This is a genomic window from Azospirillum himalayense, from assembly GCF_042657465.1.
Taxonomy (GTDB): domain Bacteria; phylum Pseudomonadota; class Alphaproteobacteria; order Azospirillales; family Azospirillaceae; genus Azospirillum; species Azospirillum himalayense.
In genome coordinates this window covers 1-24,064 of the sequence record NZ_JBHSLC010000014.1, presented here as the reverse complement: position 1 = coordinate 24,064, position 24,064 = coordinate 1, and the positions used below count along the sequence as shown (strand labels likewise).

Here is a 24,064-nt window from a genome sequence, read left to right as displayed (position 1 = left end):
GAATCGTCATTCGCCGTCATCGCGACATCACCGTCGAACGCGGAGGGAGAGATGAGAAACGTGGTACTGGGCGGCCTGCTGTTGACCGGCGTCACCGCGTCGGTTCCGGCGCAGGCGCAGGACACGGTCAGGATCGGGCTGGTCCAGCCGCTGACCGGATCGGTCGCCTACAACGGCAAGTCCGTGGTGGAAGGCGCCCGGCTCGCCGTCGAGGAAATGAACGCCGCGGGGGGCGTTCTCGGCAAGAAGATCGAGCTGATCGTCGAGGACGGCCAGTGTACCCCGGCCAACTCGGTCAACGCCGTCGAGAAGCTGGTGCAGAAGGACAAGGTTGTCACGCTGGTCGGCGCCTTCTGCAGCTCCGCCACCGCGGCGATCATGCCGGTGGCCCAGAAGTACAAGCTGCCGCTGATCACCGGCGTGTCGTCGAAGGCCAGCCTGACGGAGCAGGGCAATCCCTACTTCTTCCGCGCCGCCGAGACGGACGCGCTGATGGCGGAAGCCTTCGCCAAGATCCTCGCCAACGACCTGAAGCTGACCAAGGTTGCCTACATCGGCGTCAACGACGACTGGGGCCGCGGCGGGGTCGAGGAATTCTCCCGCGACCTGACGGCGCTGGGCGTCAAGACGGTGCTGACCGAGTATTTCGACCACGGCGCCACCGACTTCTTCACGCTGCTGACCAAGCTGCGCGCCGCCAAGCCGGACGGCGTGTTCGTCGCCGCGGAGACCCAGGACGGTTCCATCCTGGTCAAGCAGATCCGCGAGATGGGTCTGGACACCAAGGTGTTCGGCGTCGGCTCCTGGGCCACCGCCGACTTCATCAACCTGACCGGCGAGGCCGCGGAGGGCATCCACGCCGCCGTCCCCTACGCCTCCAGCATGGACACCCCGCGCAACCAGACCTTCGTCCAGAAATACCAGGCGAAGTACGGCATCAAGCCCGGCAAGTACGGCGCCGCCGGCTACAACGCGCTGAACATCGCCGGGCAGGCCATCGCGCGGGCCGGCGGCACCGACGCCGAGGCCATCCGGGCGTCGCTCGCCAAGACCAGCTACGAGGCACCGAACGGCGTCTACAAGTTCACCGACAAGGGCCAGGCCTACGGCTTCGACGCGGTGCTGGTGCGGATCGAGAAGGGCGAACCGAAGGTGATCGCCTCCACCCCGGTGGACGCGCCGCACTGACCGGCGGATGCGCCGCGGGGCTGCCGTGACGGCACCGTCCCCGCGGCGCGCACCGATCCAACGCACCGTTTGTGCGGGCCTGCTTTTGCGAGAACGTCATGGATCTCTTTCCGCAGTTCCTGGCCAACGGGCTGGTGATGGGCGTGTTCTACGCGCTCTCCGCCCTCGGCCTGACGCTGATCTTCGGCCTGATGCGCGTGGTCAACTTCGCCCACGGCGAGTTCTACATGCTGGGCGGGGTCAGCGGCTGGTTCGTCACCAATTACCTGGGCCTCGACTTCTTCAGCGGCCTGATCGTGGTCGCCGCCTTCATGGCCGCCGTCGGCTGGCTGGTCGACCGCTTCCTGATCGAGCGGGTGCGCGGCCAGGGTGAGGAGCCGGGCATCCTGCTGACCATCGGCCTGTCGATCTTCCTGGTCAACGGCACGCTTCTGCTGGTCGGCCCGGCGCCCATGAAGGTGGCTGGTGCTGTGGCCGAAGGGCCGCTGTTCTTCGGCCCGATCGCGGTGACCAAGCTGCGCCTGCTGGCCGTGGCGGTGGGCATCGCGCTGATCGTCGGCGCCCATCTGCTGATCCGCCGGACCCGGCTGGGGGCGGCGATGCGCGCCACCTTCCAGGACCCGATGGCGGCCAGCCTCGCCGGCATCCGCACCGGCCACGTCTACGCCGCCACCTTCGCGCTGGGCTGCACGTTGGCCGCGCTGTCGGGGATGCTGCTGGCCTCCATCTACTCCGCCCAGGCGTCGGTCGGCGGCCTCATCAGCCTGAAGAGCTTCGTCGTGGTGATCCTCGGCGGCATGGGCAGCTTTGCCGGGGCCATCGCCGGGGGCCTGCTGCTGGGCGTCGCCGAGGCGATGTGGGGCGGCTACGTCTCCATGGGCATGGTGGACGTCATCGGCTTCGTCCTGGTCATCCTGATCCTGCTGTTCCGGCCCCAGGGCCTGTTCTCGATCCGCACGGAAAGGGCCTGACATGACCCTGGAACGCAACATCCTGCTGGCCTTCCTGGCGGGGGCGGCGCTTCTGCCCTTCGCGGTGACGGACCAGTACATCCTGCACCTCGCCATCATGGCGCTGTTCTACGCGGTTCTGGCGAGCAGCCTCAATCTGGTGGTCGGCTATGTCGGCGAGTTCTCGCTGGGCCACACCGCCTTCCTCGGCACCGGCGCCTACACGGCGGCGCTGCTGTCCACCCAGGCGGGGATGCCGATGTGGGTGACGATCCCGCTGGCCGGGCTGGTCTCCGCCGTCTTCGGCTTCGCCATCGGGGCGATCACGCTGCGCCTGCAAGGCCCCTATTTCGTCATCGTCACCCTGTCCTTCGCCGAGGTGCTGCGCATTGTCGCCAACAACTGGATCGCGGTGACCAACGGCCCGATGGGTCTGGCGGGCGTCGGCCAGAACCTCTTCGGGGACGTGGCCGTCACCGACAAGGCGGGCTTCTTCCTGATCGTGCTGGGCATCGCCGCGGTGGCGCTCTACCTCTCCTACCGCTTCGTCTATTCCAACGCCGGCCGGGCGGCGGTGGCGGTGCGCGAGAACCGCTACGTCGCGCAGTCCATCGGCGTCGATCCCTTCGGCACGGCCATGCAGGCCTTCGTGCTGGGCGCCTTCCTGGCCGGCTTGGCTGGTGGCTTCTACGCCCACTACATCTCCTTCGTCGGGCCGGAGGTGTTCCGCTTCGCCTTCATGGCGACGATGATCATCATGGTGCTTCTGGGCGGCAAGGGAACGCTGATCGGCCCGCTGGCCGGCGCGGTGATCGTGACCGTGCTGGAGGAATACCTGCGCGAGGTGCAGGAACTCCGCCTCACCCTGTTCGGGCTGATCGTCATGGCCATTGTCCTGTTCCTGCCCAACGGCCTGATGGGCTTCATCGCCCTGCGCCGCGAGCAGCAGGCCGCCAAGCCGACCCTCAACGCCGCGAAGGAGCGCACCGTATGACGGCGACAACCGACCGGCAGCCGCTTCTGCGCGCCGACGACCTGACCATGACCTTCGGCGGCATCACCGCGGTGAAGGACTTCAGCTTCCACATCGAGCCCGGCGAGATCGTCGGCCTGATCGGCCCCAACGGCGCCGGCAAGACGACCTGCTTCAACATGCTGACCGGCTTCTACGCGCCGAGCAACGGGCGGGTGCGCTTCAAGGGGCAGGACATCACCAACCGCAAGCCGCACGCCATCGCCCGGCTCGGCCTCGTCCGCAGCTTCCAGAAGACCAACGTCATGAAGCGGCTGACGGTCTTCGAGAACGTGCTGACCGGCCATTACATGGCGAGCCGCCAATCCCTCCTCGCCACCTTCTTCCCCGGCGAGGCGGTGCGCCGCGCCGAGCGCGAGGCGCGGGAGAGCGCCGCCGCCATCGTCGAGACCATGGGTCTGGCCCAGCGCATGAACGCCCCGGCGCATCTGCTGTCCTGCGGCGAGCTGCGCCTGCTGGAGGTCGCGGTGGCGCTGGCCGCCAAGCCCAGCCTGCTGATGCTGGACGAACCCGCCGCCGGGCTGAACAGCCACGAGGCCGGGACCTTCGGCGCGGTGCTGAAGACGCTGATCGGGCGCAGCATCGACGCGCTGCTGATCGTGGAGCACAACATGGATCTGGTCATGTCGGTGTCCGACCGGATCGTCGTCCTCAACTTCGGCCGCAAGCTGGCCGAGGGCCGGCCGGCCGAGATCCTGGAGAACCGGCAGGTCGCCGAAGCCTATCTCGGAAAGGCCGCCGCATGACGCTGCTCTCCGAATCCCCCTCGCCCTCCGCCATCGCGCAGGCCGCCGACGCGCCGGTCCTCGCCGTGGAAGGCTTGCACGTCGCCTATGGCTCCACCGCCGCGCTGCACGGCGTGTCGCTGGACGTGCGGGCCGGCGAGACGGTCGCCCTGATCGGCGCCAACGGCGCCGGCAAGAGCACCATCCTGCGGGCGATTTCCGGCCTGCTGAAGGCGCGCTCCGGCACCATCGTCTGGAACGGCAAGCCGATCGCCAACCTGCCTGCCGACCGCATCGTCGCCGCCGGCATCGCCCACTGCCCGGAGGAACGGCACGTCTGGCCGAACATGACGGTGCAGGAGAACATCGCGCTCGGCGCCTATCTCTGCCGTTCGCGCGAGGAGGTGCAGCGACGCATCGGCATGGCCTTCCACCGCTTCCCCCGCCTGCGCGAGCGGTCGCGCCAGATGGCCGGGACGCTCAGCGGCGGCGAGCAGCAGATGCTCGCCATCGCCCGCGCGCTGATGTCGGAGCCGCGGCTGCTGATGCTGGACGAGCCCAGCCTCGGCCTCAGCCCGAAGATGGCCGACGAGGTGTTCGACGTGGTGCGCTCCGTCAACGGCCACGGCGTGACCGTCCTGCTGGTCGAGCAGAACATCCACAACGCGCTGGGCGTCGCCAGCCGGGCCTATGTGGTCAAGACGGGCCGCATCACCGCCAGCCGCCCCTCGGCGGAGCTGCGCGGCGATCCCGACCTGCTGCGCGCCTATCTGGGCGGCTGAGGCCGCCACACGGCGAAAGGCCGTGTCACGAATAATTAAACGAACGACCGAACAATTCTCGGTCGCCGTCCTTCAGGAGGCAAGAGTGCGAACCAACATGCGAATTGGCATCGTCGGCGGCGGCATCGGCGGCGTCGCGCTGGCCGGCAGCCTGCTCCAGCGCGGCTTCGAGGTCCGCCTGTTCGAGCGGGCGCCGGGCTTCGGCGAGATCGGCGCCGGCATCCAGATGACGCCGAACGCGGTGAAGGTCATCAAGTCGCTGGGTCTGCTCGACAAGATGCTGGCCGCCGGCTTCCTGCCGCAATCGCTGGTCGGGCGCAACTGGCGCAGCGGGCGGGAGACGTTCCGCACGCCGCTGATCGAGACCTGCCCGGTGCTCTACGACGCGCCCTTCATCCACATCCACCGCGCCGACCTGCACGCCATCCTGGCCTCTCTGGTCCCGGAGAGCGTCGCCAACTTCGGGGTGAGCTGCACCGGCGTGCGCCAGGACAAGAGCACGGCGGTCGCCAGCTTCAGCGATGGCAGCGAGTACGAGGCCGACCTGATCGTCGGCGCCGACGGCGTGCGCTCCGTCGTGCGCTCCGCCCTGTTCGGGCCGGAGGCGCCGCGCTTCACCGGCCACATGTGCTACCGCGCCGTGGTGCCGACCGGCGGGGTGGTGGACTACGTCAGCCCCGACGCCTCCTTCTGGTTCGGGCCGCACAGCCACGTCGTGACCTACTACGTGCGCGGCGGCAAGGCCGTGAACATCGTGGCGGTCGCCGAGACCAAGGAGTGGGTGGAGGAGTCCTGGAACGCCCCCAGCAGCAAGGAGGAGATGCTCGGCGCCTTCCGCGGCTGGCACCGCAACGTGGAGACTCTCTTCAGCAAGGTGGACCAGGTCTACAAATGGGGCCTGTTCGACCGCGACCCGATGACGAGCTGGTCGAAGGGCCGCATCACGCTGATGGGCGACGCGGCACACCCCATGCTGCCCTTCCTCTCGCAGGGGGCGGCCATGGCGATCGAGGACGCCTATGTGCTGGCCGAATCCCTGAAGGGGCACGGCGGCGACGTGGCCTCGGCGCTGCGCGACTACGAGGCGGAGCGTCTTCCCCGCACCAGCCGCGTCCAGCTGGAGGCGCGGGAGCGCGGGCGGACCTACCACCTGCCGTCCCCGCTGGCCCAGGCGAAGCGCGACTTCATGTACTGGCTGCGCGGGCTGTTCAACCCGCAGGCCACCGGCATCCAGGCCAACTGGGTCTACCAGTACGACGCCCGCGCCTTCCGCCCGAACCTCTCCGACAAGCCGCGCCTCGTGGCGTGAGTGGGCGTCGCTTGCCCCCACCCTAACCCTCCCCCGCTTCGCAGGGGAGGGGACAAAACTCCCTCCCCTGCGAGAGCGGGGGAGGGCCGGGGTGGGGGCCAGCCGCCGCAAGACCTCTCCAAGGACCGACCATGAACAGCAAGACCTATCGCATCGGCCAGATCGTCCCCAGCTCCAACACGACCATGGAGACGGAAATCCCGGCGATGCTGACCGCCCACGCGCTGGCGCACGGCACCCGCTTCACCTTCCATTCCAGCCGCATGCGCATGAAGACGGTGAAGAAGGAGGAACTCGCCGCCATGGACGCCGAGTCCGACCGCTGCGCGCTGGAGCTGTCGGACGCCCGCGTCGACGTGCTGGGCTACGCCTGCCTCGTCGCCATCATGAGCATGGGCAAGGGCTACCACCGCGTTTCGCAGGAGCGGCTGCACGGGCGCACCGCGGAGAACGGCGGGACGGCCCCGGTCATCACCAGCGCCGGCGCGCTCGTCGACGGGCTGCACGTGCTGGGCGCCAAGAGGATCGCCCTGGTCGCCCCCTACATGAAGCCGCTGGCCCAGCTCGTCGTCGATTACATCGAGCATGAGGGCGTGCAGGTCGCCGATTGGCGCGCACTGGAAATCCCCGACAATCTGGAGGTCGGGCGCCACGACCCGTCCCGCCTGCCGGGGATCGTCGCCGGCATGGACACCGCCGGGGTGGACGCCGTGGTGCTGTCGGCCTGCGTCCAGATGCCGTCGCTGCCCGCCATCGCGCAGGTCGAGGCGATGACCGGCAAGCCGGTGCTGAGCGCCGCCGTCGCCACCACCTACGCCAAGCTGAAGGCGCTGGGCCTGCCGACGCGCGTTCCGGGCGCCGGCGCCCTGCTCTCCGGCGCCTACTGAGCGGGGGTTACGCCATGACCAGCAGCACCTATCGCTACGGCGCGAACGTCCGCGCCAACGGCATCCGCCAGCATTACCTGCGCTACGGCGGCCAAGGGCGTCCCGTGGTGATCGTGCCCGGCATCACCAGCCCCGCCGTCACCTGGGGCTTCGTGGCGGAGCGCTTCGGGCGCAACTTCGACACCTACGTGCTCGACGTTCGCGGGCGCGGCCTGTCGGAGGCGTCGGGCGCGCTCGATTACGGACTGGACGCCATGGCCGCCGACGTGACGGCCTTCGCCGAGGCGCTGGGCCTGCGCGACTACGCGCTGGTCGGCCACTCCATGGGCGCGCGCATCGGCTTGCGCGCGGTCAGCCGCCATGGCGCCGCCCCGGCGCGGCTGGTCATGGTCGATCCGCCGGTTTCCGGGCCGGGCCGCCGCCCCTACCCGGCGCAGCTTCCCTGGTACGTGGACTCCATCCGCCTGATGCGCGAGGGCGCGGACCTGGAGGCGATGCGGCCCTTCTGCCCGACCTGGACGGAGGACCAGCTCCGCCTGCGCGCCGAATGGCTGCACACCTGCGACGAGCGGGCCATCGTCACCGCCTTCAATGACTTCCAGACCGACGACATCCACGCGGATTTCCCGCGCATCCCCTGCCCGGCCCTGCTGATCGCCGCCGGGCGCGGCGACGTGATCCGGCCCGAGGAGGAGGCGGAAATCCACCGGCTCCAGCCCGAGCTGGCCGTCACCCGCGTCGAGGGGGCCGGGCACATGATCCCCTGGGACGACGCGGAGGGCTTCTACCGCGCCTTCGGAACCTTCCTCGGCACCGCCGTCTGACCGCCCATCCGGAAAGGGACACGCATCATGCCCGTCAGTGACGCCGATATGGTCCGCGCCTGGACCCATGTTCTGACCTTGTCGAAGCTGAAGCCGCAGGAGGTGGTCACCGTCCTGACCAGCGACGGCACCCATCCGCAGACCCTGCGCACCGCCCTGATCGCCGCCTCCACCCTGGGCGCGCGGGTCAACCGGCTGGACCTGCCGCCGGTGAACGCGGAGCACGCCCACAGCCGCGACAGCCTTGCCTATCTCGGCACCACCCCGCTGACCGGAAACCGCGCCGCCATGGCCGCGCTGAAGGAAAGCGATCTGGTGCTGGACCTGATGACCCTCCTCTTCTCGCCGGAGCAGATGGAGATCCTGGAGAGCGGCACCAAGATCCTGCTCGCCGTCGAGCCGCCGGAGGTTCTCGTCCGCCTGCTGCCCAGCCTGGAGGACAAGGCGACCGTCGGCGAGGCGACCGCGCTGCTGAAGGCGGCGAAGGAGATGCACGTCACCTCGCGGGCCGGCACCGACCTGCGCCTGCCCATCGGCGAGTTCCCGACGGTGCAGGAATACGGCTTCGTCGACGAACCGGGGCGCTGGGACCATTGGCCGAGCGGCTTCGGCTTCACCTTCCCCAACGAGGGGCAGGCGAGCGGACGGATCGTCCTCGACAAGGGCGACATCCTCTTGCCGATGAAGTCCTACCTGACCTCGCAAATCGAGATGACGGTGGAGAAGGGCTACGTCACCGCCATCACCGGCGGGCTGGATGCCGATCTGCTGAACGACTACATGGACGCCTTCGCCGATCCGGAGGCCTACGCCATCTCCCACATCGGCTGGGGCACGCAGAAGCGGGCGCGCTGGTCGACGCTCGGCCTCTACGACCGGGAGCAGACGCTGGGCATGGACGCGCGGGCCTTCGCCGGGAACTTCCTGTTCTCGCTCGGCCCCAACAACGAGGCGGGCGGGTCGCGCACCACCGCCTGCCACATCGACATCCCCATGCGGAACTGCACCGTCCGCCTGGACGGGCGCGCGGTCGTCCGCGAGGGCAAGCTGCTCGTCGGAAAGGAATTGGCATGAGTGTTTCGGAACAGGCCGTCTACGAGCGGCAGGGCTTCGGCCGATCGCTGGGCATCCAGGGCCGGATTGGGCTGCTGATCGTCGATTTCGTCAACGGCTTCGCCGACCCGGCGGTGTTCGGCGGCGGCAACATCGCGCCGGCCATCGCCCGCACGGCGCAGGTGCTGGAGAAGGCCCGCGCCATGGGCTGGGCGGTCGCCCACAGCCGGATCGTCTACGCCGACGACGGGTCGGACGGGAACGTCTTCTCCATCAAGGTGCCGGGCATGCAGACCCTGACCGAGCACGCGACCATCAGCGCCATCGTGCCGGAGCTGACTCCGGTGCCGGGGGAGCTGGTGGTGCGCAAGACGGTTCCCTCGGCCTTTTTCGGGACCGGGCTGGCGCCATGGTTGACACAGCGCGGCGTCGAGACTCTTTTGATCGCCGGAGCGACGACGAGCGGCTGCGTGCGGGCCAGCGTGGTGGACGCCATGTGCCACGGCTTCCGTCCGGTCGTCATGGCCGATTGCGTGGGCGACCGCGCCCTGGCGCCGCACGAGGCCAACCTGTTCGACATCGGCCAGAAATACGGCGACGTGGTCCCGGCGGAGCGCATTCTCGCCTTGTGAGACGCGGTCGGGGTTGAAAAGAGGATCAGGCGTTGCACCATGTTAGACTTTCCATCCGAAGAGTGCCGCCGGGAGTGAAATGAGCCGACCGATGAGCAAAGTCCAGGACAGCGCGCCCGTCGCCGACACCGCGCCGGAGAGCAGCACCGCGCGGGGCCGGCCCGCGCGCGGCCGCCGCGCCGGCCCGGGCCGTCCGGAGGGCACCAGCAACGTGCGCGACCAGATCCTGGACGCGGCGGAGCTGGAGTTCGCCAACCTCGGCTACGCCGGCACCAGCCTGCGCAACGTCGCCGACCGGGCCGAGGTGACCCAGGCCCTCATCAGCTACTATTTCGGGTCCAAGCACGGGCTGTTCGAGGAGGTCTTCCTGCGCCGCGGCCGGAAGATCGCCGACGAGCGCATGGAGCGGCTGGAGGCGCTGCGCCGCGGCCCTGCGCCGCCGCCGGTGCGCGACATCGTCTACGCCTTCCTGATGCCGGCGCTCGCCATGCGCGAGACGGAGGGGGGCCGCACCTTCATGCGGCTCCAGGCCCGGCTGCACACCGAGCCGCCGGAGATTTCCTACAAGCTGCGCAACGAGGCCTACGACGCCTCGACCCGCATCTTCGCCGCCGCGCTGAAGGAGGCGCTGCCGCATCTGTCGGAGCGGGACGTCTACTGGCGGATGACGCTGATGATCGGCGCCTATCTCTACGCCTTCTCCGACACCCACCGGCTGGAGGAGCTGGCGCCGGGCATCTGCAACCCCGGCGACCCGGACGAGATCATCACGGAAATCAGCAGCTTCGTCAGCGCCGGCATGCTGGCCCCGGTGCCGGAACCGGCGCGGGCGCCGGGGCGGGGGAAGCGGGGGTAGGAGTGATTGGGGAGGGTGGTTTCATCGAGCCCCCACCCAACCCTCCCCCGCTTTGCAGGGGAGGGCTTTTTCTCCTCCCCCTGCGAAGCGGGGGGAGGTCAGGAGGGGGGCACCGCCGCAACCACTCACCCCACCCCGCCCGTCGATCCCCGCGCCACGCAGGTCCCCGACAGCACGACCTTGCGCGTCGCCCGCTCCGGGTCGTCGAGCCGCTCGAACAGCAGCGTCATCGCCGCGCGCCCGATCTCGTGGACCGGCTGTTCGATCACCGTCAGGCCGGGGCCGACCAGCTCCGTCCACGGCTCGTTGTCGAAGCCGGCCACCGCCAGATCGCCGGGAATCGCCAGCCCCAGCGTCCGCGTCGCCTTCACCACCCCCATCAGCAGCAGGCTGTTGCTGACCATCACCGCGTCCGGCATGGCGCCGGAGCGCCGGGCCTCCGCCAGCCAACGGGCGATCTCCGCCTCCGCCGCCTCGGCGGTCGGCGGGACGAAGCGGGCCTCCGCGTGCAGACCGTGGGCGGCCAGCGCCGCCTGATAGCCGGCGTGGCGCTCCACCGCCGTGGTGCTGGTGTTGCCGAACAGGCCGGCGATGCGGCGGTAGCCCTGGCCATGCAGGTGATCGACCAGCAGGGCGGCGGCCTGCGGGTTGTCCAGCACCACCGAATCGAAGCGCCCGGCGGGCGCGCTGCGATCGATCAGCACCACCGGGAAATCGAGGTCGGCCCGGTCGAGCTGGGCCAGCGTCGCGCGGGTCGGCGCGAAGATCAGGCCGGTCACCCGCTCCTCCTGCATCAGCCGCAGGTACATGGCCTCCCGCTCCGGGTTCTCGTCGGTGTTGCACAGGATCACCCGCATGCCGGCCTGGAAGGCGGCGTCCTCCACCGCGCGGCTGACCGCGGTGAAGAAGGGGTTGCGGATGTCCGAGACGATCAGCCCGATGGTCTGGGAATGCTGCGAGCGCAGCCGCCGCGCCGACAGGTTCGGGCGGTAGCCGGTGGCCCGCACCGCGTCCTCCACCCGCGCGCGCAGCGCGTCGCTGACCGGGCCGTTGCTCAGCACCCGCGACACCGTGGCGACCGAGACGCCGGCCTCGCGGGCGACGTCCTTGATACCGATGGCCTTGATGCTGGTGGCTTTGACGCTGTCGCTCATGATGATGCGGCCACCGATCCGTCTTGAAAGTGTTTTTGAAATCGTTTCCATCCCTTAGGGCCAATCCACCGCCCCATACGGCGCAGTCTGCCCGAAGGAGTCCACGGATTCAATGCAAACTCCGTTGACAGAGCCTGATGTAATCGTTTTCAATAACAGCGCTGCAAGGACGACGCCCAAGAACGCCCGGCGCCAAACCGAACGGAGGAGACGGACCCGCCATGGCCCCCGACGCCAACACCGCCATCATGCCCACCGATCTGCTGCGGCCCGATCTGCTGCGACTGAACGCCAGTCCCGCCGGCAAGGAGGAGGCGATCCGCGAGGCCGCCCAGTTGCTGATCGCCGCCGGCTGCATTGATTCGGCCTACGCCGCCAGCATGCTGCGCCGGGAAGCGGTGGCGAACACCTTCCTCGGCCATGGCGTCGCCATCCCCCACGGCATGGTGGAGGATCGCGGCTTGGTCCGCCGCAGCGGCATCGCCGTCCTCCAGGTGCCGGGCGGCATCGACTGGAATCCCGGCCAGACGGCCCATCTGGTGGTCGCCATCGCCGCCCAGTCCGACGCCCACATCGCCGTGCTGCGCCGCCTGACCCGGCTGATGCAGGACGAGGCGCGGCTGACCGCCCTGTTCACCGTCGCCGACCCCACCGCCCTCGCCGCCGCCCTCAGCGAGGACGCGCCCGTGACCGCCCCCACCACGCCGGGCGGCGATCTGGCGGAGCGCTTCGACTGGGTGGTCGACTACCCCACCGGCCTGCACGCCCGCCCGGCCACCGCCTGGGTGGAGACGGCGCGCGCCTCGGCCGCCCGTATCCAGGTCCGCCACGGCGATCTGGTGGCCGACGCCAAGGCGCTGGTGGCGCTGCTCCAGCTCGGCCTGCGCGCCGGCGACAGCGTGGTCGTCTCGGCAGAGGGCGATGACGCCGTGGCGGCGCTGGCCCGCATGAAGGCGACCATCACCCGCCTGACCGCGCGGGAGAAGGCGGACGCCGCCGCCGCGGCGCAGAAGGCCCGCGCCCCCGCACGCGGCTGGACGCCGCCGAACCCGCTGCCCGCCGTTCCGGGAATCGCCGCCAGCCCCGGCCTCGCCATCGGCCCCGTGCATGTGCTGCCCCGCGCCGTGGTGTCCGTTCCCGACGAGCCGGTGCCGCTGATCGAGGGCGGCGACCGCCTGCACGAAGCGCTGAGCCTGACCCGCCAGACCCTGAAGGTGCTGGCCGACGACACCGCACGGCGGCTCGGACCGTCCGAAGCGGCGATCTTCACCGCCCAGGCGGAAATCCTGAACGACACCGACCTCGTGACTCTGGCCTGCCAGCTGATGGTCGAGGGGCACGGCGTCGCCTGGTCCTGGCATCAGGCGGTGGAGCGCACCGCCGCCGGGCTGGCCGCGCTCGACAACCCGGTGCTGGCGGCCCGCGCCGCCGACCTGCGCGACGTCGGCCAGCGCGTCCTGGCGCGCATCGACCCGGCGTTGCGCACCGGCGGCGCGCCGGACCTGCCGGACACTCCCTGCATCCTGATCGCCGAGGACCTATCGCCCTCCGACACAGCGGCGCTGGACATGGCGCGGGTGATCGGGCTGGCGACGGCGCAGGGCGGTCCGACCTCCCACACCGCCATCCTGGCGCGCACGCTGGGGCTTCCCGCGATGGTGGCGGGCGGCGCGGCGCTGATGGAGCTGGCGAACGGCACCCCGGCCATCCTCGACGGGCAGACCGGGCGCCTGCACCTGTCCCCCGCCGAGGCCGACATTGCCGACGCCCGCGCCTGGATCGCGCGGGAGGAGGCCCGCAAGGCCGAGGAGGAGGCCCGGCGCGGCCTGCCCGCCCGCACCCGCGACGGCCACGCGATGGAGATCGGCGCCAACGTCAACCGCCCCGATCAGGTGGCCGTCGCCCTGTCGCAGGGGGCGGAGAGCGTCGGGCTGATGCGCACCGAGTTCCTGTTCCTGGAGCGCGGCGACGCCCCGAGCGAGGACGAGCAGTACGAGACCTACCGCGGCATGCTGACCGCGCTGGAGGGCCGTCCGCTGATCGTCCGCGCGCTGGACATCGGCGGCGACAAGCAGGTGCCGCACCTCCAGCTTCCCCACGAGGAGAACCCCTTCCTCGGCGTGCGCGGCGCCCGCCTGCTGCTGCGCAAGCCCGAGCTTCTGGAGACGCAGCTCCGCGCCCTCTACCGCGCTGCCAAAGATGGTGGGGCCAAGGACAGCGGAGCCCTGTCGATCATGTTCCCGATGATCACGGCGCTGGGCGAGGTGCAGGCCCTGCGCGCCGCCTGCGACCGCATCCGGGCGGAGCTGGACGCCCCTGCCGTGCCGCTGGGCATCATGGTGGAGGTTCCGGCGGCGGCCATCCAAGCCGACGTTCTGGCCCGCCATGTCGATTTCTTCTCCATCGGCACCAACGACCTGACGCAATACGCGCTGGCCATCGACCGCCAGCACCCCGAACTGGCGGCGGAGGCCGACAGCCTGCACCCCGCCGTCCTGCGGCTGATCCGCCTGACGGTGGAGGGGGCGGAACGGCACGGCCGCTGGGTCGGCGTCTGCGGCGGCATCGCCGGCGACCCGTTCGGCGCGGCCCTGCTGACCGGGCTCGGCGTGCGCGAGCTGTCGATGACGCCGCGCGACATTCCCGCCGTGAAGGACCGGCTGCGCGGCAGCGACCTGTCCGCCCTGAAGGACGCCGCACAACGGGCGCTGGAGTGCGAGACAGCCGACGCGGTGCGCGCGCTCGACGGAGGTGAGGCATGAGCACGCGCGAAGAAGACATCCGGCCCGTCGTCACCGTCACGCTGAACCCGGCCATCGACCAGACCATCACGGTCGAGGCGTTGCGCCCCGGCCATGTGCACCGGGCCAGCGCCGTGCGGCGCAACGCCGGCGGCAAGGGCGTGAACGTGGCGAGCTGCCTCGCCGACTGGGGCACGCCCGTCGTCGCCACCGGCCTGCTGGGCAGCGGCAACGCCGCCGCCTTCGAGGCGCTGTTCGCCGCCAAGGGCATCGCCGACCGCTTCGTCCGGCTGCCCGGCGAGACGCGCGTCAACGTCAAGATCGCCGACCTCGCCGCCGCCGACACCACCGACCTCAACCTGCCCGGCCTGACCGCCGACGCCGACGCCGACGCGCTCGACCGCGTCCGCCGCACCCTGCGGGAGCTGGTGCTGCCCGGCACGCCGGTCCTGCTGGCGGGAAGCCTGCCGGACGGGCTACCGGCGGACAGCTACGCGACGCTGACGGCGGACCTGCGCGCCCAGGGCGCCCGCGTCGTGCTGGACAGCAGCGGCCCGCCGCTGGCGGCGGCGCTGGCCGCCCCGGACCTGCCCTTCTGCATCAAGCCGAACCGGCACGAGCTGGAGGCCTGGGCCGGCGCGCCCCTGCCCGCCACCGCCGACCTGCTGGAGGCGGCGCGCGGCCTGCACCGGAACGGCGTGGCGGTCGTGGTGGTCTCGCTGGGGGCGGACGGCGCGCTGTTCGTGGCCGACGGCCCGGCGCTGCACGCCCGGCTGCCGGCGGTCAACGCGCTGAGCACGGTGGGGGCCGGCGACGCCATGGTGGCGGGGCTGATCGCCGCCTTCGGCGCGGACGCGCCGCTGGAGGGCATCGCCCGCCTGTCCGTGGCCTTCGCCACGGCGAAGCTCGGCTGCTTCGGACCCAACCTGCCGGGGGCGGACGCGGTCCGCGCCCTGGCCGGACAGGTCGACATATCAACGCTTTAATGAACGGGGAGCGGGCGACCGCTCGGGAGGAAACCATGGCGAACATGCTGGCCGTGATCGCGGCGGGCGATCTCAGCACCCAGGCCGTCCTGGCCGCCGAAGCGCTGCGCAAGGCCGCGGCGGCGCTCGGCCACACCATACAGGTGGAGGTGCGCTCCAGCCTCGGCGTCCGCAACACGCTGCCCGCCGGGGCGGCGCAGGGCGCGCAGGGGGTCATCCTCGTCGGCTCCGGCGATCTCGGCGAGGAGCGCTTCGCCGGGCTGAAGCGCAGTGCCGCGGCGCTCGACGCCGTGCTGCGCGACGCGCGGGCGGTGCTGGAACAGGCGTTGGCCGCCCCGGCCCAAGCCCCGGTCCGGACGGAGACGAAGAAGATCGTCGCCATCACCTCCTGCCCCACCGGCATCGCCCACACCTTCATGGCGGCGGAGGGCATCCAGCAGGCCGCCCAGGCGCTGGGCCACGCCGTGCGGGTCGAGACCCAGGGCTCGGTCGGCGCCCGCGACACGCTGACCGAGCAGGAGATCCGCGAGGCCGACGTGGTGCTGATCGCCGCCGACACGCAGGTCGATCTCGCCCGCTTCGCCGGCAAGCGCGTCTTCAAGAGCGGCACCAAGCCCGCCATCAACGACGGCCGCGCCCTGGTCGAACGCGCCCTGGCCGAGGCGCAGCCCCACGGCGCCGCCCCGGCGCCAGCCGACAGCGTGGCGGCGGGCAAGGCGGAGCCGGCGGCGGCGCAGCGCAGCGGCCCCTACAAGCATCTGATGACCGGCGTGTCCTTCATGCTGCCCTTCGTGGTGACCGGCGGCCTGCTGATCGCCATCGCCTTCGCGCTCGGCGGCATCTACGTGTTCGAGGACAGCCAGCAGGGCACGCTGGGCAACGCGCTGTTCCAGATCGGGGCCAAGGGCGCCTTCGCGCTGATGGTCCCGGCGCTGGCCGGCTACATCGCCTTTTCAATCGCCGACCGGCCGGGCATCACGCCGGGCATGGTCGGCGGAATCCTGGCCGCCAACCTCGGCGCCGGCTTCCTCGGCGGCATCGTCGCGGGCTTCATCGCCGGCTACGCCACCAGCTTCCTCAACCGCAACATCAAGCTGCACAAGAATCTGGAGGGGCTGAAACCGGTGCTGATCCTGCCGCTGCTCGGCTCGCTGATCACTGGCCTCGCCATGATCTACGTGGTCGGCGCCCCGGTGGCCGAGGCCCTGGCGACGCTGAGCACTTGGCTGAAGGGCATGCAGGGCAGCAGCGCGATCCTGCTCGGCCTGCTGATCGGTGCAATGATGGCCTTCGACATGGGCGGGCCGGTCAACAAGGCCGCCTACGCCTTCTCCACCGGCCTGATCGCCTCCCAGGTCTACACCCCGATGGCCGCGGCCATGGCCGCCGGCATGGTGCCGCCGCTGGGCATCGCCCTCGCCACCAAGCTGTTCGCCGACCGCTTCACCCGGGAGGAGCGGGAGGCCGGCAACGCCGCGGGCATCCTGGGCATCGCCTTCATCACCGAGGGCGCCATCCCCTTCGCCGCCCGCGACCCGCTGCGCGTCATCCCGGCGCTGGTGCTCGGCGCGGCGCTGACCGGCGCCATCTCCATGGGCATCGGGGCGGAGCTGAAGGTTCCGCATGGCGGCATCTTCGTCCTGCCCATCCCCAACGCCGTCACCCATCTGGCTGGCTACGTCGTGGCGCTGGTCGCCGGGACGCTCACCACGGCGGTGGCGCTGCGCGTCCTGAAGCGTCCGGTCAGTACCGTGGTGACGGCGTAACAGCGCTGCGAAAGCATCGCCGAGATGAAAACGTTTACATAACCCCTGGACAGAACGCTTCCCCGGCCCTATCTTTGTTTTGCTGCCTCGGCAGCACGCTCTATAGGGCGTTTCCTCCCTAGACTCAGGCCACGCACGGTTCCCGTGCGTGGCTTTTTTTTGCCCAGTGTGTTCTGCGGTGTGCGGGACCGGTCACAAATCTCTCCCTTGCCCAGCCCGGGCGAACCTGAGAAGCCGGAGGCGAAAAGCACGAGGACCCGAATGCCCCGCAACAGACCGATGATCCTTGCAGCGCTGGCGGCCGCCGCGGCCCTGGCCGCCGGATGCACCGATGTGAAGGAAAGCCTTCCGTCCCGGACCGCCACCGAACAGCTCCTGATCTCCAGCGCCGCCGACAACGCCGCCGACCGCCTGCGGCTGGACCTGCCGGCGGACAAGCGGGCCTTTCTGGACACCGGAAACTTCGATGGCACCGACGCCAAATACGCCGCAAGCGCGATCAAGGAATCGCTGCTGCGCCAGGGCATCCGCCTCGTCCCCGACCGGGCCGCCGCCGACACGATCATCGAGATCCGGCTGGGCGCCCTGTCGGTGAACCAGAGCAAAACGGTGCTGGGCATTCCCCCGATCACCCTGCCCGGCACGATCACCTTGCCGGAAGCGTCGGTCTACAGCTCCACCGAGAACCAGGCGGTCGCGAAATTCTCCGCCTTCGCCTACGACAACCGGAGCGGCGCCCTGGTCGCCTCGACGGAGCCGGCCTACGGCCTGTCGGGGGAGCAGAGCTACCGGGCGATGACGCTGTTCTCCTGGCGCACCTCGCCCCCCTACCCCGAAGAGACCAACTGACGACACCGACCGACGCGGACATGTCCGCGCGAATTTTGCGTTCGCCCAAAGCCATAGCCGCATTCTCTGGCGCGGCTGGGGGTGGACGCGTACCATGCCGTGGCCCCGCGGGGTGCGGCATCAAGCGCAAAGGCGACGGCACAGTGGACGATCATGGGGCGGAGCGGGACAGCGGCGGCGTCCGACGATCGGAACGGCTGCTGCTCGCCCAGAAGACCGCCCTGGAGCGGGCGATCGGCGGCGCCGGGCTGGACGAGGTGCTGGCCCTGCTGGTCCGGGCGGGCGCCGAACAGCTCGGCGCGCGGGCGGCCATCTTCCTGGTGAACGAGGACGGCCTTACCCTGCGCCTCGGCGTGGCGGCGGGCCTGCCGGACTCCTGCGCGCGGGCGATGGACGGATCAGCGATCGGCCCGCAAGCCCTCTCCTGCGGTCAGGCCGCCCACAGTGGAAAACGGGTGGTGGTCGAGAATGTCGCGCTGGACCCGCACTGGGCGCCCCACCACGCGCTGGCGCGCGAGCATGGCATCGCCGCCTGCTGGTCCACCCCGATCCGCGCGGTCAGCGGTGCGATCCTGGGCACCTTCACCATCTTCCACGCCGTCCCCTGCGTCCCCGGCCCGCCGGATCTGGAAACGGTGGATCTGCTGACCCACACCGTCGCCCTGCTGATCGAGCGGGACCGGACGGAGCGGGAGCGCCAGTCCAGCGAGGCGCTGCTGTCCTCGGTTCTGGAGCATCTGCCGGTCGGCGTCGCCGTCTACGACGCGCAGGGCCGCACCACCCGCAACAACCGGCTGATGCGCGACTACACGAACGGCTCCCTGCCCTCCGCCGACGACCGGGAGGCGTCGCGTTGGCGCGCCTTCCACCCCGACGGGCGTCCGGTCGAGCGCAAGGATTTCTCGGGCGCGCGCGCTTTGCGGGGCGAGATCGTGGTGCCCGGCATGGATTTCCTGCACCGTGCCGCCGACGGGACGGAGCATTGGACGCGCGTGTCGGCGGCCCCGTTGCGCGACGGCGACGGGCGGATCACCGGCGTCGTCGCCGTGGTCAGCGACATCGACGCGGAAAAGCGGGCGGCGCAGGGCCTGGCCGCGGCGCTGGACGAGGCCCGCCGCAGCGAGCTGGTGGCCCACGAGATGAGCCACCGCATCATGAACAGTTTCCAGCTTCTGCACGGGCTGGTGTCGATGCAGACCGCCACGGTCACCGACCCGGCGGCGCGCAAGGCGGTGGAGCAGGCCTTCTCACGAATCCAGGCGATGGCGCTGGTGCAGCGCCGCCTGTTCGAGGCGACGCGCAACGACCTCGCCACGCTCGACGCGGCCGACTATCTGCAACGGCTGGGGGAAAGCCTGACCGGCGCCTTCATCGATTCGGGCCGCTGCACCCTGGTCATCGACGCCGCGCACGGAATCCCGATGCCCGCCGCGCAGGCCTCGTCCATGGGGCTGATCGTGACGGAGCTGGTGCTGAACGCCCTGAAGCACGCCTTCGGCGCGCAACAGCAGGGGACGGTGACGGTCCGCTTCGAAGCCTGCGGAAACGACCGCCGGCTGACGGTGACCGACGACGGAACCGGTCTGCCGGACGGCGCCGGCACCATGAAGCCCGCCGGGTCGGGGCAGGGCATGGGCATGACCCTGGTGCACGGTCTGGTGCGCCAGCTCGGCGGAAAGCTGGAGATCGACCGCCCCAATCAGGGCGGCCGCCCCGGAACCCGCTTCGTTCTGACTTTTCCAGCCTGACCGTTCCAGCGTGTCAGGCGTCGAAGTCACCGGATTCCGGGATGGCGCGGCGTCCTGAACCTTAGGCGACGGCTTCCATCGGCTTTTCCACCTTGCCGCCGAACCCGTTCTCCAGCGCCCAGATGGCCGCCTGGGTGCGGTTGGAGGCGTTGATCTTGCGCAGCAGGCTCTTCAGGTGAACCTTCACCGTCGCTTCGGTGATGTTCAGATGATTGGCGATCATCTTGTTGCTGTCACCCTGCAGCAGGCGCTCCAGGATCTGCGTCTCGCGCTGGGACAGGCCCTTGGCCGCGGTCGGGCCGTTGGCGCTGGTGTTGGCGCCGGCCTTGCCGGTGATGAGGAGGGCGGCGAGGTGGGTCGGGAAGACCTTTTCGCCGATCATCACCAGACGCAGCGACTGCGCCAGCGCAGCCGGGGAGATGTCCTTCATCAGGAAGGCGTCGGCGCCGGCCTGGATGGCGTTGGCCATTTCCTGGGCGTCGAGGTGGCTGGCCAGAAGGACGAGCCGCGCGCTCGGATACTGCTCCCGCAGGACGGTGACGGCCTGGACCGTGCCGTTGGCGGAAGCCGGGTCCATCATGATCAGCTCGGGCGTGTCGCCCTCCATCATGCCCGGCGGCGGTACGTCGCTGAAACTGGCGGCCTCTTTCGTGATGCGGAACTCCCCTTCCGAGAAGAGGGCCTTCATGCCTTCGCGGAAAAGTTTGTTGGCGTCGATCAGAAAGATGGAGACCGATTGCATCGTCCAGTCACTCTCGAAGGTGATTGAGATGAGCAACCCTACCCTATCGTTGGCGGGCCGGCTACCCGTCCGTTAGTAGAATATTAACCAATGAAGTCCGAGGCACGTCCTCCCATCGGGCATATGCCCTCCCCGGAAAGCCGGTCCAGGACGCTCCCGGATGCCCGGAAACTCCGAAAAACCATGCCTGAACAGGCCACTACCTATTTTGCGCGGGAATCGGACGCCGTCTCGTTAATATCACGGCAACCATAATCGGCCATTGGTACAGTCATCGTAATTCATCGCTTGGATGGGTGCCCGACATGCCGATGGTGTCCATGTGGAAGAAGATCAGTCCCTGTCACTTCGTGATGCAGGACTGTCACCGCCGGATTGAAATCCGTTACCACGCCACCGGCTCGCAGAGCGGCTGGGGCGTCTACGCCGACGGGACGCTGGTGCAGCAGCGCGCCGCCTTCACCGAAGCGCGCGGCATTGCCATGGGGCTGGCGACCGGCTCCTGAACCGGGCCTTGCCCGCCTGATGTCACAGCGCGGACATCGGGCGGTTAACCGGCTATTGAGACTGTTCCGCGCAGGATGGCCTTCGTCGCAGGAGGCCGTCATGACGTTCCGCCCACTTCCCCTTGTTTGGCGCCGGCTCGCGCTCTGCGCCCTTCTCGGCCTCACGGGGATCGCCTTCTGGGCCGCGCTGCAACCGCAGTTGGCGCCCAGCGGCCTTTACGGCTTCGACAAGCTGGTGCATGCCGGGGCCTTCGGGCTCCTCACCCTGCTCGGCATCCTGGCCAGCGCCAGCCGGCGCGCCGCCGTCCTGGCGGTGCTGGCGGTCTTCGCGCTCGGCGGCGCCATCGAGGTGGCGCAATCCTTCGTTCCGGGACGCGAGGCCAGCCTGTCCGATCTGGCCGGGGACGCCGTGGGAATCGCCCTGGGAATCATGACCGTCCGGCTGGGACATCGCGCCATCCAACGCGCGCGCCGCGCGCGCCATGGAATAGTCACGCAGCCCGCGGCGTTTGCGTCCTTACCGGAGTGAGGGGACGCAGCGTCCGGAGCGGCAATCCCGAGCAGCCTCCTCCGTTTTTGGTTTTGTTCGTCTACCGAACTATGCTATGCCGAAAGGCAGGACATCTGGAGTAACGCTTATGGACTGGCATAACGAAAAGGCTAAGACCGGCGCCCGCGCCCTGGAATCCGCGTACGGCGTGATGCTGACGGTCTGCGAGGCCACCGACGGTTGGTGGAATTGGCACGCGGAGCATGAGGGGCTGAGCTGGACCCCCGACGCCCGCTGGTTCGCCACCCGCCGCGAGGCGCAGGACGCGGCGGAGGAGTGGGCCTCCACCCTGGCGCCGCAGCATCTGGGCTTCCTCCACCGCGCGGCCTGACGCCGCAAGCCGGTGCGGCCAAGGCCAATGTGAACGGGGCGGCGCCGTTGACCCGCCCCTCGTCCGCTTCCACAATGGCCACCGTGCCAAGGCGACGGGAAGCGGCTGCGATCATCCCTTGGGACTGTCAATCAGGCCCAGGACGGTGATCAGATGCAGCACGAAACGCTTCCCCTTCCCGGTCTTTCGCTTCAGAAAGCCTTCCTGCCGCCCGAAGCCATTCTGGTGGCGGTCGGAACCGGTGCCGGGCGTTGGACCGACGCCGCCACCGGCCGGAGATGCTTCGCCCTGTCGTCTTCCCCACCGGGACTCGATGCATGGTGCGGTCCGGTCGGGCCGCGCCAGATCGACTGGCTGGTTCTGGACGGCTGCGGCGATGCCCTGGCGGTGCTGGACAATGCTGCCGATCTGTTGCGCCTGCGCCGCATCGACTTCCTTCAGTTCGAGGAGGCCGAGGCCGATGGGCAATTGGCCGCGCTGTACGCGCGCCTGCAGGCCAACGGCTATTCGCTGTTCCGCTTCGCCGACCGCAATCTGGAATTCCGCGGCACGCCGCCGGAGGACGGGCGCGGCGGCACGCACATGGCGGTCGCCCCGCGGCACTGGAACCGGCTGTTCGCGCGCAGCCAGGGCATGTTCCGCTACAAGGACCTGTTCCCCCGCCATGGAGTCGTGCCGCGCGGGATCATCCATGTCGGCGCCCATGAGGGCGAGGAATACGCCAACTACCGGGAGGCCGGCGCCGACCGCGTCCTGTTCGTCGAGGCGGACCCGGCGACCTTCGCCACGCTCAAGGCCCGTTTCGCCGGCCATGGCGATGTCGTCTGCCTGAACGCCGCGGTGTCCGACCGGGCCGGGCGGGCGCGCTTTTCCCGCATGTCGAGCCGCCAGTCCAGCTCCCTGCTGGAGCCGACCGGCCATCTGACCGTCTATCCCCACATCACCATCGACGAGGTCATCGAGGTGGAGACCCGGACCCTGCCGGACCTGCTGGCGTCCCACGGCCTCGCGCCGGAGGGGTTCAACGTGCTGGCGATCGACGCGCAGGGGTCGGAATGCCGGATTCTGAACGGCTGCCACAGCCTGCTGCCCCGGTTCGACGCGGTGGTGACCGAGGTGAGCTACGCGGAGCTGTATGAAGGCTCGGGCCTCGCCGCCGACGTGGACGACATCCTGTTCGCCCACGGCTTCGACCGCGTCGCCGAGATCAGCTCCTACCATCACAGCTGGGGCGACGCGCTCTACGTCCGCCGTCAAGGCTGACGCCGGTCAGGGCAGCAGGACCGGCCCGTTCCAGGGATCGAAGGGCACCAGCCGCGCCCGTTCGCGGTCGGGGCGCAGGGCGGCGCGCAGCGCCGGGTTGAGCAGCGCAGCCGTCACCGAGAAGGAGCTGTTGGACACGGCGACGTGGTCGGCCCGCGACAGGATCCAGTGGTCGGTGAAGAACTCCACCCCCGGCAGCGGCGCCCCCAGATCCTCGGCGAGGACGGGGCGGTAGCGGGCGAAGCGGTCCGCCAGTTCCGGCGCATCGGTGGCGAGGTAGAGCACCGGCTGGTCCAAACTGGGCCACAGCTCGGCCAGCCAGTCGAGATACCAAGCCTCCGGGGCGATCCAGAACCGGTCGTTCCGGCCGAAATCGCCGCGGCGCAGATGGATCGCCACCAGGGTCCGCCCGCGCGCCCGCACCCCGTCCAGCGCCGCCGCGGCCCGCTCCGCCACCGCCCCGACCGGCGTGAAGAGGGCGCGGAACCGCGCGCGGTGCGGCGCCAGCGGCGTGGTGTCGCCGCAGAAATAGCCGACCACGTCATGACCGCCCGCGCCCGACAGCGTCCGCCCGTCCAGCAGCGCCGGAACGCCGCAGTCCTCCTCGTGCAGGCTGGGCAGCGGCGGGCCGGGAAGCGGGTCGTCCAGGCCGTAGAGATGGCGTCCGATCCATTCCGGCGTTTCCAGCTCCATCCCGTTCCGCTCCGCGCAGACGCGCAGACACCCGTATTGCAGGAGCTGGTTGCCGAACCGCCCGGCGTGGCCGAGCGTGGACACCGACAGACGCCGCTTGCCCGACGGTTGGCGCGGCGGCGGGGCGTCGCCCACGGCCCGGCGCAGCAGCAATATCGCCCGGCGGGAGAAGCCCGTGCCGATGCCCGGTGCAGCGGCGATCGCCCGGTCATAGAAGGCCAGCGCCTTGCCATCGGCCCCTTGCCCCTCGCGAACCGCGCCGGCCAGCAGCAGGCCGGTGGGCAGACCGGGGGCGAGCCGCAGCGCCCAACGCGCGCAGCGGCCGGCCCACGCCGCATCACCCCGCCGCAGCGCGGCGCGGCCGAGCGCCACCCAGGAGTCCCCGTCGTCCGGGCGCGCGGCCAGCGCCCGTTGCAGCAGCGCCGCCGCCCGCTCCACCAAGCCGGCGCGCTCGCACAGCCGGCCACGCTCGGCCAGCGCCGCCGCGTCGCCCTGG

Annotated in this window: 22 protein-coding genes and 1 pseudogene; 20 read left to right on the top strand and 3 right to left on the bottom strand. The window is 70.2% G+C overall.

Annotated elements, in window-relative coordinates; genetic code table 11:
- Positions 1–51 precede the first annotated feature (51 nt).
- From ACFPMG_RS10790 to ACFPMG_RS10740, 11 genes are all read left to right on the top strand, one after another.
- A complete protein-coding gene (locus ACFPMG_RS10790; RefSeq protein ID WP_376995128.1) occupies positions 52–1,188 on the top strand; it encodes an ABC transporter substrate-binding protein in 1,137 nt (378 codons plus the stop codon).
- Between the two features lie 98 nt (positions 1,189–1,286).
- Positions 1,287–2,159 carry a branched-chain amino acid ABC transporter permease gene (locus tag ACFPMG_RS10785; RefSeq protein ID WP_014200179.1) on the top strand — a complete coding sequence of 291 codons (873 nt, stop codon included), beginning with the start codon at positions 1,287–1,289 and terminating at the stop codon, positions 2,157–2,159.
- A gap of 1 nt (position 2,160) precedes the next feature.
- A complete protein-coding gene (locus ACFPMG_RS10780; protein ID WP_149166790.1) occupies positions 2,161–3,132 on the top strand; it encodes a branched-chain amino acid ABC transporter permease in 972 nt (323 codons plus the stop codon).
- Entirely contained in the window at positions 3,129–3,917 is a 789-nt protein-coding gene (locus ACFPMG_RS10775; RefSeq protein WP_040137892.1) for an ABC transporter ATP-binding protein, read from the top strand. Before ACFPMG_RS10780 ends, ACFPMG_RS10775 begins: the two co-directional genes overlap by 4 nt.
- On the top strand, positions 3,914–4,678 hold the full coding sequence (locus ACFPMG_RS10770) for an ABC transporter ATP-binding protein (RefSeq protein ID WP_376995126.1): 765 nt from the start codon (positions 3,914–3,916) through the stop codon (positions 4,676–4,678). Before ACFPMG_RS10775 ends, ACFPMG_RS10770 begins: the two co-directional genes overlap by 4 nt.
- Positions 4,679–4,775: 97 nt before the next feature.
- On the top strand, positions 4,776–5,987 hold the full coding sequence (locus ACFPMG_RS10765; RefSeq protein WP_376995124.1) for an FAD-dependent monooxygenase: 1,212 nt from the start codon (positions 4,776–4,778) through the stop codon (positions 5,985–5,987).
- Positions 5,988–6,118: 131 nt separating this feature from the next.
- Positions 6,119–6,874, top strand: a complete 756-nt coding sequence (locus tag ACFPMG_RS10760; RefSeq protein ID WP_376995122.1) for a maleate cis-trans isomerase family protein — start codon at positions 6,119–6,121, stop codon at positions 6,872–6,874.
- 14 nt (positions 6,875–6,888) lie between these two features.
- Entirely contained in the window at positions 6,889–7,698 is an 810-nt protein-coding gene (locus ACFPMG_RS10755) for an alpha/beta fold hydrolase (protein ID WP_376995120.1), read from the top strand.
- Positions 7,699–7,725: 27 nt separating this feature from the next.
- The gene (locus ACFPMG_RS10750; RefSeq protein ID WP_376995118.1) at positions 7,726–8,772 is read left to right on the top strand and encodes a 2,5-dihydroxypyridine 5,6-dioxygenase NicX family protein; all 1,047 of its coding nucleotides are present in this window, start codon (positions 7,726–7,728) and stop codon (positions 8,770–8,772) included.
- On the top strand, positions 8,769–9,383 hold the full coding sequence (locus ACFPMG_RS10745) for an isochorismatase family protein (RefSeq protein ID WP_376995117.1): 615 nt from the start codon (positions 8,769–8,771) through the stop codon (positions 9,381–9,383). The genes ACFPMG_RS10750 and ACFPMG_RS10745 overlap by 4 nt, the downstream gene beginning before the upstream one ends.
- A gap of 91 nt (positions 9,384–9,474) precedes the next feature.
- A complete protein-coding gene (locus tag ACFPMG_RS10740) occupies positions 9,475–10,239 on the top strand; it encodes a TetR/AcrR family transcriptional regulator (RefSeq protein WP_376995116.1) in 765 nt (254 codons plus the stop codon).
- A 125-nt stretch (positions 10,240–10,364) separates the two neighbouring features.
- On the opposite strand, the gene ACFPMG_RS10735 is transcribed toward ACFPMG_RS10740, so the two are convergent.
- Entirely contained in the window at positions 10,365–11,393 is a 1,029-nt protein-coding gene (locus tag ACFPMG_RS10735) for a LacI family DNA-binding transcriptional regulator (protein WP_376995115.1), read from the bottom strand.
- Positions 11,394–11,614: 221 nt separating this feature from the next.
- Between ACFPMG_RS10735 and ptsP the strand changes: the two genes are divergently transcribed.
- The 5 genes from ptsP to ACFPMG_RS10710 all read left to right on the top strand — a co-directional run bounded on the left by ptsP (position 11,615) and on the right by ACFPMG_RS10710 (position 19,483).
- Positions 11,615–14,155 (top strand): phosphoenolpyruvate--protein phosphotransferase, encoded by a 2,541-nt coding sequence (ptsP, locus tag ACFPMG_RS10730; RefSeq protein WP_376995114.1) that lies wholly within the window; start codon positions 11,615–11,617, stop codon positions 14,153–14,155.
- Positions 14,152–15,120: a 1-phosphofructokinase gene (pfkB, locus tag ACFPMG_RS10725; protein WP_376995113.1), complete on the top strand. Its 969-nt coding sequence runs from the start codon at positions 14,152–14,154 to the stop codon at positions 15,118–15,120. The genes ptsP and pfkB overlap by 4 nt, the downstream gene beginning before the upstream one ends.
- 35 nt (positions 15,121–15,155) lie before the next feature.
- Positions 15,156–16,886 carry a fructose-specific PTS transporter subunit EIIC gene (locus tag ACFPMG_RS10720; RefSeq protein ID WP_376995112.1) on the top strand — a complete coding sequence of 577 codons (1,731 nt, stop codon included), beginning with the start codon at positions 15,156–15,158 and terminating at the stop codon, positions 16,884–16,886.
- A 261-nt stretch (positions 16,887–17,147) separates the two neighbouring features.
- A complete protein-coding gene (locus tag ACFPMG_RS10715) occupies positions 17,148–17,735 on the top strand; it encodes a DUF6655 family protein (protein ID WP_376995111.1) in 588 nt (195 codons plus the stop codon).
- Between the two features lie 143 nt (positions 17,736–17,878).
- The gene (locus tag ACFPMG_RS10710; protein WP_376995110.1) at positions 17,879–19,483 is read left to right on the top strand and encodes a sensor histidine kinase; all 1,605 of its coding nucleotides are present in this window, start codon (positions 17,879–17,881) and stop codon (positions 19,481–19,483) included.
- 61 nt (positions 19,484–19,544) lie between these two features.
- Here ACFPMG_RS10710 and ACFPMG_RS10705 read toward each other — a convergent pair whose 3' ends face one another.
- Entirely contained in the window at positions 19,545–20,261 is a 717-nt protein-coding gene (locus tag ACFPMG_RS10705; protein WP_376995109.1) for a LuxR C-terminal-related transcriptional regulator, read from the bottom strand.
- Between the two features lie 269 nt (positions 20,262–20,530).
- On the opposite strand from ACFPMG_RS10705, the gene ACFPMG_RS10700 reads away from it, so the two are divergent.
- The 4 genes from ACFPMG_RS10700 (at position 20,531) to ACFPMG_RS10685 (ending at position 22,875) form a co-directional block, all read left to right on the top strand.
- Entirely contained in the window at positions 20,531–20,731 is a 201-nt protein-coding gene (locus ACFPMG_RS10700; RefSeq protein WP_014200194.1) for a hypothetical protein, read from the top strand.
- A 100-nt stretch (positions 20,732–20,831) separates the two neighbouring features.
- Positions 20,832–21,260 (top strand): VanZ family protein, encoded by a 429-nt coding sequence (locus ACFPMG_RS10695; protein WP_376995107.1) that lies wholly within the window; start codon positions 20,832–20,834, stop codon positions 21,258–21,260.
- 109 nt (positions 21,261–21,369) lie between these two features.
- Positions 21,370–21,612 carry a hypothetical protein gene (locus ACFPMG_RS10690; RefSeq protein ID WP_376995106.1) on the top strand — a complete coding sequence of 81 codons (243 nt, stop codon included), beginning with the start codon at positions 21,370–21,372 and terminating at the stop codon, positions 21,610–21,612.
- A gap of 153 nt (positions 21,613–21,765) precedes the next feature.
- Positions 21,766–22,875, top strand: a complete 1,110-nt coding sequence (locus ACFPMG_RS10685; protein WP_376995105.1) for an FkbM family methyltransferase — start codon at positions 21,766–21,768, stop codon at positions 22,873–22,875.
- 6 nt (positions 22,876–22,881) lie between these two features.
- Here ACFPMG_RS10685 and ACFPMG_RS10680 read toward each other — a convergent pair.
- A pseudogene (locus tag ACFPMG_RS10680) lies at positions 22,882–24,064 on the bottom strand (tetratricopeptide repeat protein); the annotation flags it as partial.